At 49.1% G+C, this 19,288-nt stretch carries 10 protein-coding genes; 8 read left to right on the top strand and 2 right to left on the bottom strand.

Going from position 1 to position 19,288, the window contains the following annotated elements; genetic code table 11:
* Nucleotides 1-330 precede the first annotated feature (330 nt).
* Nucleotides 331-1,965 (bottom strand): cyclic peptide export ABC transporter, encoded by a 1,635-nt coding sequence (locus H8A87_RS07875; protein WP_198689430.1) that lies wholly within the window; start codon nt 1,963-1,965, stop codon nt 331-333.
* A 220-nt stretch (nt 1,966-2,185) separates the two neighbouring features.
* Here H8A87_RS07875 and H8A87_RS20190 point away from each other — a divergent pair, with 220 nt between their 5' ends.
* The 8 genes from H8A87_RS20190 (at nt 2,186) to H8A87_RS07840 (ending at nt 11,342) form a co-directional block, all read left to right on the top strand.
* Complete coding sequence (locus H8A87_RS20190) at nt 2,186-2,314, top strand: hypothetical protein (protein WP_269749531.1); 129 nt, start codon at nt 2,186-2,188, stop codon at nt 2,312-2,314.
* A 519-nt stretch (nt 2,315-2,833) separates the two neighbouring features.
* Nucleotides 2,834-4,045, top strand: a complete 1,212-nt coding sequence (locus H8A87_RS07870; RefSeq protein WP_198689429.1) for an aspartate aminotransferase family protein — start codon at nt 2,834-2,836, stop codon at nt 4,043-4,045.
* 20 nt (nt 4,046-4,065) lie between these two features.
* Entirely contained in the window at nt 4,066-5,097 is a 1,032-nt protein-coding gene (gene astA / locus H8A87_RS07865) for an arginine N-succinyltransferase (protein ID WP_198689428.1), read from the top strand.
* A 59-nt stretch (nt 5,098-5,156) separates the two neighbouring features.
* Nucleotides 5,157-6,635, top strand: a complete 1,479-nt coding sequence (gene astD, locus H8A87_RS07860) for a succinylglutamate-semialdehyde dehydrogenase (protein WP_198689427.1) — start codon at nt 5,157-5,159, stop codon at nt 6,633-6,635.
* A 20-nt stretch (nt 6,636-6,655) separates the two neighbouring features.
* A complete protein-coding gene (astB, locus tag H8A87_RS07855; protein WP_198689426.1) occupies nt 6,656-7,999 on the top strand; it encodes an N-succinylarginine dihydrolase in 1,344 nt (447 codons plus the stop codon).
* Nucleotides 8,000-8,011: 12 nt separating this feature from the next.
* A complete protein-coding gene (gene astE, locus H8A87_RS07850) occupies nt 8,012-8,998 on the top strand; it encodes a succinylglutamate desuccinylase (protein ID WP_198689425.1) in 987 nt (328 codons plus the stop codon).
* Between the two features lie 36 nt (nt 8,999-9,034).
* Nucleotides 9,035-10,450: an amino acid permease gene (locus tag H8A87_RS07845; RefSeq protein WP_198689424.1), complete on the top strand. Its 1,416-nt coding sequence runs from the start codon at nt 9,035-9,037 to the stop codon at nt 10,448-10,450.
* Nucleotides 10,451-10,727: 277 nt separating this feature from the next.
* Nucleotides 10,728-11,342, top strand: coding sequence for a GNAT family N-acetyltransferase (locus H8A87_RS07840; protein ID WP_198689423.1), 615 nt, complete (start codon nt 10,728-10,730; stop codon nt 11,340-11,342).
* A gap of 172 nt (nt 11,343-11,514) precedes the next feature.
* On the opposite strand, the gene H8A87_RS07835 is transcribed toward H8A87_RS07840, so the two are convergent.
* On the bottom strand, nt 11,515-19,288 hold a 7,774-nt coding region (locus H8A87_RS07835), incomplete at its 5' end, for a non-ribosomal peptide synthetase (RefSeq protein WP_198689422.1).

Genomic DNA, 19,288 nt, shown 5'->3' with positions numbered 1-19,288 from the left:
TTTGGATGTCTTACCTAATTTCTTTCCATGTTTGAAATAAATCAGGTTATTTACGATATTAGATAATTTTACATTAAATTACTTTATTACACATTTCTAATAATGCCGTTCCAATGTGTCTAATTTTATTATAGGTATTATGTGTTAAAATTTATTAGGGTGGATAGTTTTCTGTTCATTCCGTAACTCAAAATTTATTGGGCATATAAAGTAAAATAAGAGCCTATGTTATTAGGCTCTTTGCAATGAGCTTTATTACATTAGTGTAGATGATTACTGTTTTTTTATAGATTACACCTTCATCTTTCAAATTGGACTGCCATTTGGAATTTACGGGGTATAATGATTTTTATTACTTATTTCTTTAATATGACCATCCTCTAACTTGATAACGCGGTCGGCAATATCAAAGTAAGCATCATCATGACTGATAATGATGACAGTTTTACCACTCGCTTTTAATTCAGGCAGCAGCTCAGTATAGAATAAACGCTTGAATACGGGATCTTGGTCAGCGGCCCACTCATCAAACAGGTAAATAGGACGGTCTTCCAGATAAGCCGAGACTAAAGCCAGTCGTTTCCGTTGACCCGCAGAAAGATTGGTTGTGGAAAAACCACCATCAACGATTTTAACTTTGTGTGTCATGTTTAATGCTTCAATATAATGCGTCGCCTTTTCGGTTACATTCGCATCGCTATTGAGCAATTGCTCGAATAGATGATAATCGGAGAAAACGGCGGCGAAGAATTGGCGATAATACTCATTATTAGCAGGTGTTACCTGTACACCATTCAGCAAAATAGAGCCGGCTTCTTGCTCAAACAAGCCAACAAGCAACATTGCGAGTGTTGTTTTGCCACTGCCGTTACCACCGACAATGAAAATAATCTCGCCTTGCGATATTTTCAGACTTAATGGGCCAAGTGAGAACTGACGGTCTTCTTTATCTGTAGTGTAATGGTGGACGACATCTTTCAGTTCAAGCGCTATCGGTTGTTGATTGTGGAATGGGCTAGGGCCCTCAATCTGGATGGACAGTGATTCTTCCAGCTGGCTGTCAAGGTGGCGCATTTTATTCAAGGAAACTTCCGCTTCCCTCAGTTCAGGAATTGCACCGATGACTTCACTGATGGGGCCTGATAAGAAGAGAACAAGCAGCGATACAGTAAATAGCGTTGAGGGTTCTTGGGGGAGCCAAATGGGGACGATAAATACGATTACACCAATCATGATATAGAATGTGACGGCACTGGCATTGATGACCCACGCATAGCTGGAATTCGCTTTAATACAGATCTCTTGGAATACCTTGGCCGCAGGGGCGATGACCTTACTGATGAAAAGATTGCCTTTTTGTTTATTGAGTTGCAGTTCTTTGCTGCCATCAATCAGGCTTTGGAAATTCAGGTATATCTTATCCACTTGCTCACGCATTTGTATCATCAAGCGTAATGGATGTTTCTCCCACAGATAAAACAAATACATTGTGATAAGACTGAATATCGCCAGAATGAGAAACAGTTGCCAGGATATCCAGGCTAAATAACTAAAACAGGCTATGATTAGGGTGACATTACCAAAAACAGTCGGTGCCAGCATAAAGGAATGTACGAATACATCGACGTCTTTGGTTAAAACTGCCAATAGACCGTGCCGTCCAAGTTTATGCAGTTTTTTGAGTGGGGCACGCAAAATTTTATTACTCAAACTCAGGCGTAATGAAAAAATAGTGGATTGGGCTAAATGAGATAACGTAATTTCTGATACGGTTTTAGTAATAAAGAAAACAAAACAGATACCAAAAAAGCCCCAAAGGAATGAGGTGAGGTGAATCTTTTCTGTTACTCCTTGACTGATCATGCCTACTATCGAAGCACCGGCAAACCCACTAATTAATGCGCTTATTGTCGATACAAGCAGTAATACCCAAGATTGACGATATAAATAAGCTATTAGAGTCATAAAAAAACAAGCCATTGTCGAAGGTTATAATTAATATGAAAATTCATACATCTGTTTACTCAGTCCATTATGGTTGTTTTTTTCTTATAAAACTGCAAGCGTGATTTATAGTATGGCAATATTAATAAATATAACTATGATAAAAATAACTCGTTAATGTAAATAGTAACCTTGTTTAATTACAAGGGAAATTTATCAGAATAATATTTTTTAATAGAGAATGGAATTTATTGGAGATCATCTGTTTGATGAACGAGTTGATCAAACGGCACTCACTCAGAGGTTGGCTGATCTTTACCATGAAGAAGACGAGATGTATTGGATCCTCGGCAGTCGCCATATCTTCTAAGGAGTAGGCGTCAGTAATGGATCTCGTTTAACTGAGGTAATAAAACGAGCGTGTTTTGTCATAAAGTTTTGATTTTAAATAATATTATTGATATGTAGGGTAAAATTGTTAATTGCAAATAAATTTTTTAGATCGTGACCATAAGTTATGGTCACTATTTATGAATAACTATTGAACAAGACCAACTCATTTCCGTTATCTTCGTTTCTATACTTCTTTTTATTTATTTTTTTATGCATAAACGATGCATAAATTGAAGACAAAGTCATTTTATAAATTGTGAAAAACATCATAAAGTAAATTCATTGTGATTTTATTGTATTGACTTTGTTAAATCCCAAAGAGATTATGAGATTAATTACTAATCAAACAGGATAAGAAAGATATTACGAGAAAGTCATTGAAAGCTAAACGAAACAATGAATAGATAACCTAAATGAATCTATTAATTAAAAATTACATTCAATGATATATAAATTTATTTTTCTTTTTATATCCTAATCATTTGAGGAAAAACAAATGCCGAACACAATTCAAAGAAATTGGTTTGACCAGTATATGGTTCCCTGTTTCTCACCAGCAAAATTTATCCCAGTTAAGGCCAAAGGCTCGCGTGTATGGGATCAGGATGGGAAGGAGTATGTTGATTTTGCTGGTGGGATTGCCGTAAATTCATTAGGGCATGCCAATGATGAATTAAAAAATGCATTAAGTTTTCAAATGGAAAATATATGGCATATTGGCAACGGTTATACAAATGAACCTATTTTAAAATTGGCAAAATCTCTGGTCGAAAATACATTTTCAGATAAGGTTTTTTTCTGTAATTCCGGTGCTGAAGCAAATGAGGCTGCATTAAAAATTGCCAGAAAATATGCCCTGGATAAATACGGAAGCCATAAAAACGAAATTATTTCATTTGAGAATTCCTTCCACGGTAGAACGTTATTTACTGTGACTGTCGGTGGACAGCCAAAATACTCTCAAGATTTCGCACCATTGCCGCAACAGATTGCTCATCTCCCATATAACGATATCGCTGCCATCAAAGCGCATATTTCAGAAAAAACCTGTGCCGTGATTGTTGAACCGATCATCGGTGAAGGTGGCGTGATCCCTGCCGATCCTGCATTTTTGACGGCGTTGCGGGAATTGTGCGATCAGCATCAGGCATTGCTGATTTTTGATGAGATCCAAACAGGTGTCGGGCGGACTGGGTATTTGTATGCCTATGAGGAAACGGGCGTGGAACCCGATATCTTGACCAGTGCCAAGGGGCTTGGCGGCGGCTTCCCGATTGGGGCCATGTTGGTTAGGCAGCATATCGCAGAAGCCTTCCAGCCGGGATCACACGGTACAACATTCGGTGGGAATCCACTGGCGGCGGCTGTTGCCAATAAAGTCGTCGAATTGGTGAGCCAACGAGAGTTTCTGGCGGGGGTGCAAGAGCGCCACCATGAATTTATTCGGCGGATGTCCGAGCTTAACCAACGTTATCAAGTATTCAGTGAATTACGGGGCAAAGGGTTATTGCTGGGGGCTGAACTGGATGAAAAATATCAGGGCAAGGCAAAAACCCTGACCAATATTGCTGCGGAAGAGGGATTGATTGCCCTGATAGCCGGCCCTAATGTGTTGCGTTTTGCTCCTGCGTTAAACATCGAACCGCAGGATATCAACGACGGTTTCATCCGCCTTGAAAACGCCCTCAAGCGATTTGTCCAGGAATAAAGCCGATTTGAGGTGATATCATGATGCTATTTAGATCCGTTCAACATGAAGATTTAGGGGATATTCTCAATCTTTCGTCCCGTGCTGGTGTTGGCCTGACGACGTTACCAAACAACCAGGAATATCTGGCGGCACGGATTTCACGCAGCATTGATTCTTTCAACGATGCAAGGGGACGAGCACAACAAGGTTTTTTATTTACCTTGGAGGACACGGAAAAGCATCGTGTTGTTGGTGTTAGTGCGCTGGAAGTTGCTGTCGGGCTGGAGGCGCCTTTCTACAATTTCCGTGTGCAAAAATCGGTGCAAGCCTCCCGTGAATTGAGTGTTTACAACACATTTGAAACACTGATAGTCGGGCAAGATTATACCGGATGCAGTGAACTGTGTACGCTGTTCCTTGACCCCGATTACCAAGGGGGGCGTAACGGTGTTTTGCTTTCCAAAAGCCGCTTTCTGTTTATTGCTGCATTTAGGCACCTTTTCTCAAAATCTATTTTTGCGGAAATGCGCGGGATCGTGAATCAACAGGGCGAATCCCCATTTTGGAATGCACTTGGGCAACATTTTTTCAATGTTCCCTTCGCTGAAGCTGATTATTTGACTGTCACTGGCTCCAAAACCTTTATTGCAGAATTGATGCCATTCCATCCGATTTACGTTCCTCTGTTGCCAGAGGGCGCGCGTCAAGCTATCGGGCAGGTGCATGAAAATACTTTGCCTGCCCGGACTATTCTGGAAAAAGAAGGGTTTGCTTATCACAATGCGGTGGATATTTTTGATGCTGGCGCCATCTTGGACGCAGAGATCGACAATGTGCGCACAGTCAAAGCCAGTCGGCTTATACACGTCAAAGAGAGTGCAAATGTCTCCCGATCGCAGGATGGCGCACCGTGCATTGTTTCTAACCTGCATTTTCAGGAATTTAAAGCGCTCCTCTTGAATATCTCTTATCCTCTGGATAGCGATGAACTGCGGCTTACCTCCGCAGAGATGGAGGCACTCCACGTGGATGATGGCGACCCGGTACGCTTTGTTTCTCTTTTCTCTTAAGCGTTTTCACAATTAAGTGTTATCACAATTAAGAGCTTTTGCAATTAAGGGTTTTCACAATGAATCATCAAGCAAATTACATTGGCGGTGAATGGATAGCAGGGCAAGGTCTGCCCGTCATTAAACATTCTCCTGTTGATCAGCGTGTTGTATGGCAAGCAAATGGAGCTTCTGCCCGTCAGGTGGATGAAGCCTGCCAATCTGCCCGCAAGGCGTTTCTTGAGTGGTCTAGATTGGCGGTTGAAAAGCGTATTGCAATTATTCAAACGTTTGCTGATTTGCTGACACAGGAAAAAGAAAACATCGCCCGTGTGATCAGCGAGGAAACCAGCAAGCCGCTGTGGGAAACACGGACAGAAGTTCAGTCTATGGTCGGCAAAATCGCCATTTCCATCGAAGCATGGGAACAACGGACGGGATATTCCGAAACGCCCATGCCAGATGGCAAAGCGATATTGCAGCATCGTCCCCACGGTGTGATGGCGGTCTTCGGCCCCTATAATTTTCCCGGTCATTTACCGAATGGGCATATTGTCCCTGCGCTGATTGCTGGTAATACACTGGTGTTCAAACCCAGTGAATTGACGCCGATGACAGCGGAGAAAACGGTAGCGTTGTGGATCAAAGCGGGGTTGCCGGCAGGGGTACTGAATTTGGTTCAAGGAGGTAGGGAAACTGGCGGTGCATTGCTGGATAGTCGTGAAATTGATGGTGTGCTGTTTACCGGCAGTGCAGCGACAGGATTTCACTTCCACCGGGTATTGGCAGGCCAGCCGGAAAAAATGCTGGCGCTGGAAATGGGGGGCAACAATGCCCTGATTGTGGACGATTATGATGATATTGAGGCGGCGGTTTACACCATTATTCAGTCCGCATTTATCTCCGCAGGACAGCGCTGCACTTGTGCCCGTAGATTGTTGGTGAAACACGGGGCGAAGGGCGATGCGTTGATCCAACGGCTACTTGATGCCGCAGGTCAGATTGTTCCTGCTCACTGGAATGCCGATCCCCAACCTTTTATGGGAGGCGTAATCTCTTTAGCAGCGGCAGCAAGTTTGCTGGAAGCTCAGTCTGAATTGCTGGCGCTGGGAGGCGTTTCCCTGCTCCCCCTGACACAGCCTGACCCTCGTTCAACCTTTATGACGCCCGGCATCATTGACCTGACAAATGCTAAAGGTGTTCCTGATGAAGAGCATTTCGGCCCTCTGCTGACGTTAAGGCGCTATGACACTTTCGATGAGGCCGTCTCCATTGCAAATGACACGCGATTTGGGCTGGCATCTGGGTTGATTTCTCCTGATGCCGCCCTGTTTGAGAGATTATTGCAGGAAGCGAGAGCCGGGATCGTAAATTGGAATAAACCCCTGACGGGCGCATCCAGCAAGGCACCGTTTGGCGGCATTGGCGCATCGGGCAATCACCGCCCTAGCGCTTATTATGCAGCGGATTATTGCGCTTGGCCGATGGCTTCCCTGATGGCTGACAATTTGGTTTTGCCTGAAACGCCAGCGCCGGGGCTTGATTTTTTCCATTCATAAATCGGAAGTTAGAGGTGATTATGTCGGGAATTGAAGCAAATTTTGATGGTTTGGTGGGGATGACACACCATTACGCTGGGCTATCAATGGGTAATGAGGCCTCCATGAATCATCGGGGGCAAGAATCCAATCCCCGCAAAGCCGCACTTCAGGGATTGATGAAAATGAAAGCGTTGTCTGATATGGGGCTGGTGCAGGGGGTTTTGCCCCCGCAACAGCGTCCCAACCTTCCTGCATTGCGCCAGTTAGGGTTTACGGGCAGTGATGAGCAGGTATTAAATAAGGCAGCGCAGTATTCACCGTTATTGCTGTCCAAGCTCAGTTCTGCTTCTTCCATGTGGACAGCAAATGCAGCAACGGTTTCCCCTTCAGCAGATAGTGCAGATCAGCGTGTCCATTTCACGGTGGCGAACTTAAATAACAAACTGCATCGTTCGCTGGAAAGCGTCACAACTTCGCGGGCACTGAAAGCAACCTTTCCTGATCAAGACTGCTTTGCCCATCATGACCCTTTGCCACAACATCCTGATTGGGGAGATGAAGGCGCGGCGAATCATAACCGCTTTTGCGGTGAATATGGCGAAGCGGGCGTACAGTTATTTGTTTATGGCCGCAGAGCGTTGCAGGAAGGTATTGCACCTAAACGTTATCCCGCACGGCAAACGCTGGAAGCAAGTCAGGCAGTGGCCCGTCTGCATCAGCTTGAGGAAGCGCGGACAGTATTTGCCCAGCAAAATCCTGCCGTCATTGACAGCGGTGTATTTCATAACGACGTGATCGCGGTCAGTAACCGCAATGTACTGTTCTATCATCAGCAGGCTTTCTTGAACCCGCAGTCGGTATTGACTGAACTTAGCGAAAAACTGGCGCGGCTCGGGCAGACATTAATTGCCGTTGAAGTGCCTACAGAGCAAATCACCGTTCAAAATGCGGTCGAATCCTACCTTTTTAACAGCCAGTTGTTGAGCCAGCCTGATGGCAACATGATGCTGATTTTACCGGAAGAGTGCCACCAGAATCACAACGTCTCGGCCTATTTGCACGCCTTGGTTGCCGGAAGAAATTCGCCTATCAATAAACTCCACTTTTTTGATTTGCGGGAAAGTATGCGCAATGGCGGAGGGCCAGCTTGCCTGCGGCTTCGGGTCGTTTTGAACGAAAAAGAGTTGGCGGCCGTGAATCCGGCAACTCTGATGACACCGGAGCTATATCAACGGCTGACGACATGGGTGGAACGCCATTATCGTGATTCCCTGTATATAACTGATATGGCTGATCCGCAATTGTTGAGTGAAGTCTATTGCGCCCTTGATGAACTGACACAAATCCTCAGGCTCGGTTCGATCTATGAGTTTCAGCGTTAATCAGGAGATGAGATGGATTTACTGACCTTACTGCTTGAAAACAAAATTGAGGATACTTTGTGTTTTCCGCCAACCATTAAGTCATCATGGTTGGCGGAAGGAGTATTACAGCTACTCCCACAAGAACGTCCACAAGAGAAAAAAGCCGATACGCTGATTATTTCAGCCGGAATACATGGCAATGAAACAGCCCCGGTGGAAATACTTATCCAGTTAGTGTCACAACTGGCGCAGGGAAGCCTGCCATTACAGCATAACCTCCTGTTGATTTTCGGTAATTTGCCCGCCATGCGTGAGGGACGGCGGTATCTTGATAATGATCTCAATCGCATGTTTGGTGGCCGCCACCAGAATTTTCCTTTGGGGAATGAATCGAGTCGTGCGATAGAGCTGGAAGCCATTATCCGCCAATTCTTTAGTGAGCCAGCGGTCATGGCATCAACAAAACACCGGCACTTTGATCTCCATACCGCGATTCGGGGTTCCTGCCATGAACAGTTTGCCCTGTTGCCATACCAGACGCGTGAATATGCCGATGATTTTTTACAATGGCTGGAAGATAGTGATATTGACGCCTTGGTATTTCATAACACGGCGGGAGGCACGTTCAGTCACTTTACCAGCGAACATTTCAACGCAGACAGTTGTACGCTGGAGGTTGGCAAGGCGCGCCCTTTTGGGCAGAACGATCTAGCAAGGTTCAGCAATATTACAGCAGCCCTGCAAGATTTAGTCGCCGGTTCGTGTGCAATCAAGCGAGATAAACCAGCACTCAAACGCTATCGTGTGGTTGATGCCATTATCAAACAACACGATAGTTTTCAGCTTAATATTCCAGAGGATACGAAAAACTTTACTGCATTACCGGAAAGTTTCGAAATCGCCAGTCAACCGAACCAATCCTGGAAAATCACATTTCCTGCCAACTTTATTCTATTTCCTAATGCCCGTGTTGCCATTGGGCTGCGGGCGGGCCTATTGCTGGTGCAATTAACATAACCGATTCATATAAAAAGAAAATCGTAGAGGTTATTGATGACGAGATCATTAAAAACACGTGTGGAACCATCCGCAGGTGCGCAGAAACTTCACCGTGGATTAGGTAAACGCCATGTTCAGTTGATTGCAATTGGCGGAGCCATTGGTACGGGGTTGTTTATGGGCACGGGAAAAACCATCTCAGTATCAGGGACTTCAATTATCCTGACTTATATATTGATTGGTTTTTTCGCCTTTATGGTGATGCGGGCAATGGGAGAGCTGTTGCTCACCAAGTTGGATTATCGGACATTTGCTGATTTTGTGGCGGATTATCTCGGGAATAAAGCCAGTTATTTTCTGGGCTGGACTTATTGGATGAGCTGGGTCGTCAGTTGTATTGCAGATGTTGTGGTATGTGGCGGTTATATCCAGTATTGGTTTCCAGGCAGTTCGCTTTGGTTAACGGCACTGTTTATCTTGGGATTAATGTGCTTATCTAACTTTTTCTCAGTACGGCTATTTGGTGAAACAGAATTCTGGTTTGCCATGATTAAAGTCGTCGCGATAATTGCCTTGATTATCGTTGGTATCGGTATGGTTTTTGTGGGATGGACTTCACCCAATGGCGTGACAGCTTCTGTACGTCATTTGACGGAGCCCGAAGTGTTCCTGCCGAACGGGGTATTTGGATTTTTGGCGGGTTTCCAGATTGCCATTTTCTCCTTTACGGGTATTGAGCTGGTTGGCACTGTGACGGCTGAAACCAAAGAACCAGAGAAAATCTTACCAAAAGCCATCAACAGTATTCCCATCAGGATCATTATCTTTTACGTACTCTCCATGATGTGCATTATTGCGGTTACCTCATGGCCACATATTTCACCGGAAGTCAGTCCATTTGTGACGTTGTTTGCATTGGCGGGGCTGCCGGCAGCGGCAGCGGTGATTAACTTTGTGGCGCTGACCTCAGCGATGTCCTCAGCAAACAGTGGGTTATACGCCTGTACCCGAATGCTTTATGGCCTGTCTACGGAAAAGTTGGCACATGGTAAATTTGGGCAACTCTCGGTAAACAGTGCGGTTCCCATTTTCAGCTTGATATTCTCGGTTATCTGCATGGCAAGTGGCGTATTACTGCTGTTTATCATTCCCGACGTCATGAAATTATTTACCATTGTTTCAACTGTGGCGGCCATCATGGTTATTTACAGTTGGTGTATGATACTGCTTGCTTATCTGGCTTACCGCAAAAAACGCCCTGATCTGCATAAAAAATCCATCTATAAAATGCCGATGGGCATTCCCATGACATGGTGTACTTTGATATTTTTTGCCTTTACGGTGGTGATCATGGTGTTTGATTATGATACCCGTGTTGCGTTATATGGTACGCCAGTGTGGTTTGTGATATTGGAAGTTTTGTGGCGTATGCGGAAAAATCGGGAACCTTCTGATAAAAAGGCACATTGAATATTTGATTCATTAATACGATTTAATTTTAATTATATCTATGACAATGCCTTTTTATTATATTTTGGTATGATGATGTTATATCAGATATCGAAATTTTGATATTTTCTCTATACTGATTTTACAAAGAATTGCCCACCTGTATATCTTAAGTGTCGTTATTCTTAGGTATTGTTATTCTTTGATATATTTATTCTTAGGCATTGTTATATAGAGGTATGTCATGATACACAGATCAAAGTCATTCAACATTAATATGCCGGGAACTTCTGCTTCCTTGAATCGTTGGAAATCAAGTCCTAATCTGGTTTCACTCTCTTTTAATGCTAGAGTATCCATAATATCTAGGCAGGTTTCTTTCCAAGAAGTATTAAATTCTATTAATAAAATAAAAACTCAGATATTACAAGATGAATGGGAATGCATAAATAATGTAAATGAAGAATTAGATGAAGAGGGAAGAAAATGGAATAAACGCTGTGATAATACAGTTTTCATGATTAGATGGGGAATGGATAATATTTTAAAAGAGGAGTGTAGTCAAAGAGAAAATAGGTATTTTGTTTCTTATTTCAGAGGGATTCCTGTTGGCGCTATGATCTTTTCCCCTAAAGGAGAATATGTACCTGATGTACCTGGAGTCGTGTTGTTGGTGACACATCCTGGTATCCGGGGCTGTGGGATTTTACTGATGGAATGTGCAGTGAATGAATCGAAAGAACAGGGGAAAGAGGGAAGAGTACAAGTTTTTCCTACAACAGGTTCTAAAAGCGCTTACGTCAACATGGGGTTTATGTCTATAAAAAAGAACCAGCGTCCAATGTTACTGGAACCCTCTAAAAGCCCGCAATGGGTATTGAGACAAGATCGTTATCACTTTATAGGGAATTAATTTTAATTAGATAGATACCCAGATTTGTCATTGTTATGGGGAAATATACCATGATATCCGGAACAAAATCATTCAACTCAATATGGGATTAAACAAGTGGCTGCTCGAACAGCCACTTGTACGGTAAACATCCGCTTAACCGTTATCGTTCTCTGGGTAACGAATTAAAATATCAGTCTTTTATATAGTCCAGCTTCTGCCATAGTTCAGTGACAAATGGCTCAACGTTGGGTATGGACAGCATGGTCATGTGATTGCCGGATACCAACATCGTGCTTAACTGAGCGTCGTAGGCTTTCCACTGGTTTGCATGGGTTCGAGTTTCCTCTATATCTCCCTCTTTCGCGTTGATCAAATGCACATGACCGTTATAGCGGGTACGAGGCGTATAGCACGTATTCAGATTAGCCTGCATGACTTGCACAACCCCCTGCAACAGCGATATGGGGGAATGGGCCGTGAAGAGTCCGGCACGCACCAAAGCCTGATGCAGATACTGAAGCTGTTCACTGTGATCCTTACCCTCAAAATCCTGTCTCGTGAGTGGCAATGGTTCGCTAAGTATCATGTTGTAGATTTCGATTAACTTCATTAGCGTCTCGATACGGTTGAGTGATTTGGGTACACAACCTTGCGGATCAGGCGCTTCGGAGTCGATAAGAATAATGTCAGCGACCTGTTCCCCCTCGGCTTGCAGCTGTAACGCTATCTCGAAGGCAATCCAGCCACCAAAAGAATGGCCCAATAGATGATAGGGGCCTTCGGGCTGAATTTGGCGGATCGTCTTAATGTAATCACGGGCTGTTCCTTCGACGCTAATATGAGGCGGAAGTTGGGGGTCGGTCAAACCACGTGACTGCAAGACATAGACGGGCAGAGACGACGGAAACGATAAGGCAAGCTCAAGCAGGCTGGAAGCGCTGGCACCGGCACCCGGCATGCAGAACAGCGGCGAATGGGCTTGCGAGCCACTTTGGATAATGACAAGTGGATCGTAAGTGGACGTCGGCAACAGAAGTTCGGTCATGGAGTCAGCCATTTGGTTGAGCAGGGGGGGCTGCATGATGGTATGGTGTGTTCCACCGATAGGGTGGATCATGGACGTATCACCTACGATCCCTTGCCAGCCTCGCCATTCATCTCCATCAAAGGATTTATCCGCAGCATAGAGATGGATCGGCAACGATGATGCTGGTGGAATGTAGGCTGCGCCCAACTGCCGTATAGTTTCAGCAGTGTCTAGGCGCAGGAAGAAATCCTCGCGTGTGACATCAGCGGGCAGCCATTGGTATTCAACACAGCGCTCAAAGACCTGATCCACATCATCAAGCAGGCGAAGCTCCTCCAATGCCTGTCCATCAGTATCTGTCAGGGGAGCTTGCAGGAAATCAACAACCATATTGATGCGTTTTTGCGTTTCGTCCACAGGAGCATCAAGGGAGATTTTTTGCTTACAAGGGTTCACCGAATCGATCATGCCAATAAATGCCACCTGTTCGTTGCTGTTGATTAACTGTTGGGCTATTTCATAGGCGATGACGCCACCCATTGACCAGCCGGCAAGGTGATAAGGGCCGTGGGGCTGGACACGACGAATGGCCTGGATATGGCAAGCCGCGAGTTCCTCAATGGACGCGGGCGGATGAGGAAGCGTATGGATGCCAAGCGCCTGTAGTGCGTAAACAGGAAGATCAGTGGGCAGCAAGGCTGCCAGCGGTGAATAGACCAACGGATCGCCAGAAGGTTCGTGTATGAAGAACAACGGCGGCAAGTTCCCCGCCGGTTTTAATGGCACCGGATTGGTATCGAAAACAGGAACAGGTTGAGAAGTCCGCTCACCGATGGCCAATGCCAATTCACGCAGTGTGGGGTGAGTGAACAAGGTTGCTAATGACACTTCCATGTCTTGCTGACGCAGGCGGGTTATCAGTTGTACTGCTATCAGCGAATGCCCGCCCAGCTCGAAGAAATGGTCATGGCGCCCCACCTGTTCCAAATTCAACAACGCCTGCCAGATTTGTGCCAGTGCCATTTCCACCTGACCAATGGGAGGTGCATAGCCGCGTGTCGCAACCGCAGATTGATCCGGGGCGGGCAGGGCCTGCCGGTCGAGTTTGCCATTGAATGTCAGCGGGAAGGCGTCGAGCGTCACAAAGGCGCTGGGCAGCATATAGTCGGCAAGGTGCTGCGCGAGTTGTTGGCGCAGCGTGGCCGGAACCAGTTCCGCCTTCGGTTCCGCCAGCAGATAAGCCACCAGACGCTTCTGACCGGCGGCATCTTCGCGGGCCAGTACGACCGCTTTGCGCACCCCAGGGCACTGCACTAATTGCGCCTCAATTTCCCCCAGCTCAATCCGGAAGCCGCGCAGCTTGACCTGAAAGTCATTACGGCCGAGGTATTCGAGATGACCGTCAGGCCGCCAGCGGCCCAGATCGCCGGTTTTGTACAGGCGGGCTTCCGGGGCACCGGAGAACGGATCCGGCAGAAAACGGGCCGCCGTCAGTTCAGGGCGGTTGAGGTAGCCCCGCCCGACGCCGTGACCGGCGATATGGATTTCCCCCGTCACCCCGAGCGGCACGGGCTGGCCGCCGGCGTCAAGGAGATAAATTTGGGTATTGGCCAGCGGGCGGCCAATGTTTGGCCCCCCCCGTGACAGATCAACCGGGCAGGTCGTGTTGTTGACGGCGCATTCGGTCAGGCCGTACACATTGATAAAACGGGTTTGTCCGGCGTGTTGCAGGGCCGACCAGACGGACGGCGGGATTGCTTCGCCGCCAATGAGGGCTAATTGGGGCTGATAATCGGGGTCGGTGGTTAAGCCGGCGTCCAGCAGCCCGGTTAACTGCGCCGGCGTACAATCAAAAATAGTGGTGGCGTGGCGGGCAAAATAGCGCCAGAGTGACGGGCCGTCTTTGCGCACCGATTCCGGCACGATAACCAGCGTGTGCCCCGATAACAACTGGAGCCAGCATTTCACGGAAGAATCGAACACGATACCGGCATTCAGGGTGATGCGGCAGGGGCGGTCAACCGCCAGCACGGCTTTCATCGCGGTGTGTAAATTCACGACATTGCGGTGTTCAACCATCGCGCCCTTGGGCTGGCCGGTGGAGCCGGAGGTGTAGAGCACATAGGCCAGATGGCGGGCCGTCAGCCCCGGCACCTGCGGATCGGAATTGGCTGGTGACGCGGTGGCTTTTTCAGTTATTGCGTCAATGGCAATCACGGCCATGTCGCTGATAAGGGGGTCTGCGCTAAGCAGGCGATGGCGCAGGGCCGTCTGGGTCAGCACCGCCACCGGGGCGGCATCATTGAGCATATACGCCAGCCGTTCGGCGGGGTAGGCCGGATCGAGCGGCACATAGGCCCCGCCGGCTTTTAAGATCCCAAACAGGCCAATGATCATGTCCATCCCCCGTTCAACACATAGCGCCACGTGATCATCAGGGCGCACGCCCAGCGCGATCAGATGGTGGGCCAGCCGGTTGGCCCGGCAGTTCAGTTCAGCATAACTCAACGACTGTGCCTCAAAAATCACGGCGAGGGCGTCGGGGGTGCGTTGCACCTGCGCTTCGAACAGTTGCTGGATCAGCACATCCTGCGGAAAATCGGCCTGGGTGGCGTTGAACTCAACCAGCAACTGCTGGCGTTCTGTGGCGGACAATATGGGCAGATGGGCAATGATCTGGGTTTCATCGGCCGTCATGGCGGTCAGCACCCGGGTGAGATAGCCCACCATCCGTTCAACCGTTGTCCGGTCGAACAGATCCGAGGCATATCCCAGCGAGCCACTCAGACCTTCCTCGGTTTCGGAGAGAGCCAGCGTCAGGTCAAAGTGGGCACTGTGGCGGGGGTGTCCGACCGGCGAGACGGACATGCCGGGCAATGCCAGATGCTGGTCGGGGGTATTGTCCAGCGCCAGCATGACCTGAAAGATCGCGCTGTAGCTTAGGCTGCGCTCCGGTTGCAGGGTTTCCACCAACTGTTCAAACGGCAGATCTTGATGCGCATAGGCCGCCAGCGCCCGTTCGCGGACGTGGGCGAGCAGTTCCGCCACGGTCTGGCTATGTTCTGTTTCGACACGCAACGGCAGGGTATTGACGAAAAAGCCGATCAATCCCTCCAGTTCACGGTGCGGGCGGTTAGCGACGGGCGTACCGATGACGATATCGTTCTGACCACTGAGGCGGGCCAGCACAATTCCCCATGCGGCCAGCAAGGTCATAAATAATGTCGTCCCCTGACGCTGACCAAGTGCCTTGATGGCAGTGAATAATTCTGCATCAAAATGGACGGGCACCTGACCGCCAGTGAAACGCTGTACCGAGGGGCGCGGCCGGTCAGTAGGCAATGTCAGCAGCGCGGGGGCCCCCTGAAGTTGCTCCCGCCAGAAAGCACGCTGTGCCGACAACACCTCCTCTTGTAACCATTCCCGTTGCCAGACCGCATAATCGGCATATTGAATGGGCAGGGGGCGCAGGGGTGCATCATGTCCCTCAAGCGCAGCGCGGTAAAAGGCGCCCAGCTCGCGGATCAATATCCCCACCGACCAGCCGTCGGAAATGATGTGATGCTGGGTGAGAATTAAAATATGCTCGTCGTCCGCCAGTTGCAGCAACTGGCCCCGAATCAGCGGGCCGTGGGTGAAATCAAACGGGGTAAGCATATCGCGTTCAACCCGTTCAGCAATGTGTTGCTGTTGGGCGGCCGCCTCCCACGACCGCAAATCCTGGCAGGACAGGGCAAAACCAGTATCTGCGGCGTCGATGTGCTGGCAAGGCTGTTCGTCCACCAGCCCAAAATGGGTGCGCAGGCTTTCGTGCCGGGCGACGAGGCGGTCAAGTGCGGCCGTGAATGCCGCCGGATTGAATTGACCGCTCAGGCGCAGCACTGCCGGAATATGGTAGGCGAGACTGGCGGCGGTATCGAGCTGGGCAAGGAACCACAGGCGTTGCTGGGCGAAAGAGAGCGGCAGTGACCGGTTGCGATTGGCCGCCGGAATTACGGTGTGCTCGGCGGCGGAGGCATCGTTGAGCACGGCGGCCAAATCGGCGAGAACCGGATGGGCGAAGAGTTGCTGCAAGGACAGTTCCCGCGCCAGCGCCTGACGTACCCGCGTAGTAAGCTGAACGGCGAGCAGGGAATGCCCGCCCAGCTCGAAGAAATGATCATGGCGACCGACTTGTTCCAGCGCCAGTAACGTTTGCCAAATCTCGGCCAGCGCCATTTCCATGTCACCCACAGGGGCTTCATAGCCACGGGTTACGATGGCTGCCTGATCCGGTGCCGGCAGGGCCTTCCGGTCGAGCTTGCCATTGGGGGTCAGCGGGAAGGAGTCGAGTGTCACAAAGGCGCTGGGCAGCATATAGTCGGCAAGCTGCTGCACAAGTTGCTGGCGCAGGGTTGCCGGCCGTAATTCAACGTCTGCCTGGGGCAACAGATAGGCGACCAGTCGTTTTTGACCGGAGGCGTCTTCGCGGGCCAGTACGACCGCTTCGCGAACCCCGTAGCATTGCACTAATTGCGCCTCGATTTCGCCCAGTTCGATCCGGAAACCGCGCAGCTTGACCTGAAAGTCATTTCGGCCGAGATATTCAAGATGACCGTCGGGCAGCCAGCGACCCAGATCGCCGGTTTTGTACAGGCGGGCTTCTGGTGTGTCGGAGAACGGGTCAGATACAAAACGCTCGGTGGTAAGTTCAGGGCGATTCAGGTAGCCCCGGGCGACACCCGCTCCACCGATATAAATTTCGCCGAACGCCCCCATCGGAACGGGCTGACTGTGAGTATCGAGCAGGTAAATTTGGGTATTGGCAATCGGGCTACCAATCGGAATAGAGCGGCTGACATCGATCGGTGTTGTAATGGCATAAGTGGTGGCAAATGTCGTTGTTTCCGTTGGGCCATATGCATTAATCAGATGGTTAGGTTGAATTTCCGTCAACTGCACCTGTTTGATCTTTTGGGGATCAAGTACATCACCACCGACAATCAAGTAGCGTAGCTGTCCGAACATGGGAGCGAGTGTGTCGAGATACTCGTTGAACAGGCCAGTGGTCAACCATAAGGCGGTAACCTGTCCCTTCACCAGAGAATCTCGGAAGCGCAACGGATCGAGCAACACAGAAGGCGAAATAATGTACAGATGTCCGCCGTTGAGCAGGGTAGACCAGATTTCCCACGTTGAGGCGTCGAAGGCCACGTTTGCACAATGAGCAACACAGTCATTCGAACCGATATCCGCGTAGGGGTTATTAATCACCAGTCGATTAACGTTGCGGTGTTCAACCATCACTCCTTTCGGCTGGCCGGTCGATCCTGATGTATAGATCACATAGGCCAGATGGCGTGAGGTCAGACCCCGTATCTGTGTGTTTGGATTGTCGGTCGGCATGGCCTCAAAACGCGGTTCTGGGTTGTCGAGTATCACTATGGGCACGGGGCTGGTCAGCAGATCGACGAGCGTCGTCTGGGTCAGCAGCACCTTCGGGGTTGCATTTTCAAGCATATACGCCAGCCGTTCGGTTGGATAGGCCGGATCGAGTGGCACATAGGCTCCGCCCGCTTTCAGAATCCCTAATAAACCGGCCACCATAGCCAGGCTGCGTTCGGCACAAATCGCCACGCGATCATCAGGGCGCACGCCCAGCGCAATCAGATGATGCGCCAGACGATTAGCCTGACAATTCAGTTCCCTGTAGCTCAGCGACTGTGCCTCAAAAATCACGGCAATGGCGTCGGGTGTGCGTTGGACTTGATCTTCGAACAGTTGATGGATCAAGGCATCTTGCGGGAAGTCCCTTTGCGTGGCGTTGAAATCGACCAGTAATTGCTGATGTTCGGTGACGGGCAGAATAGGGAGGGTCACAATTGGCCGTTGGGGGTCGCTATCTAACGCCTCAACCAGACCGGTCAGGGCGGTAGTCATATAGGCGACCAGACGAGCCGGATCGATGTCCGACACGGTTTGGGCGGATAAACTGAACCCTTCACCTAAATCATCAACAGATAACGTGACGGGGTAGTTGGTTCTCTCCTGTGCCGCCAGCAGGCGTATTCCTTCCCACGTGGTACGGGAGGGAGCGGGTTGACTATGGCGATAGTTAAACAATGAGCTGAACAGCGGCAGGGGCGGTATCACCCCGCTACAGCGTTGCGCCAATACCAATGGTGCCTGCTCATGTTCCAGCAGTTGCGTTAAACCACGATAAGCCGCCTGCACGCTTTCCCGTACGCTGCTACCTGCCAGCGAAATCCGCACGGGCAGGGTATTGATAAACAGGCCAAGGCTCCGTTCGATGCTGGCACCTCCCTGCATACGTCCCAGCAAGACCGTGCCGAAGACCACATCATCCCGCCCGCTGACTTTAGCCAGTACCTGCGCCCAGGCGACATGGAACAACACACTGGGACTCACGCCCTGACGGCGGGCTTGAGTGCGGATCGCTTCGGCCAGCGCCGCATCAAGTGACTGCGTGGTCTCCGTTACCTGTCTATCCCCGCTGTGAACATCCCGTATCCCGAAGGGGGCAGTTGGCTCATCGACATCGGCGAGCACGTCACGGAAGTAAGCTTCGTGCTCTGATGCCGGCACACGCAAGGACTGGGCGACAAAATGACGGTAAGGCAGTGTCGCAGGCAAGTTCTCTGCATGCTTGTTTTTGCTGTAACTGTTTTTGACATCACTGTGCAGCAGTTCGCTGATTTCAGCGATGATCAGCTCCAGTGTCATATGGTCACTGACCAGATGGTGGAAGTTCAGGGCCAGCAACCATTCATTCTGGATCGGATCGTGGGCGATATTAGCAGCGAAGAGCGGTGCCTGACTGATATCGAGACGGCGCTGATGCGGATCGGTGTGCGCCAGCAATTGGGGCAGAGCGTCCTGTTCGCTGGTTGGCACAAAGGTGTCTATGCGCAGAAGGGCTTGACGCCAGACAACTTGC

This window comes from Xenorhabdus lircayensis, from assembly GCF_016306625.1.
Classification (GTDB): Bacteria; Pseudomonadota; Gammaproteobacteria; order Enterobacterales; family Enterobacteriaceae; genus Xenorhabdus; species Xenorhabdus lircayensis.
Note: the sequence above shows the minus strand (reverse complement) of the source record. Positions and strands in the feature narration are given on the sequence as shown.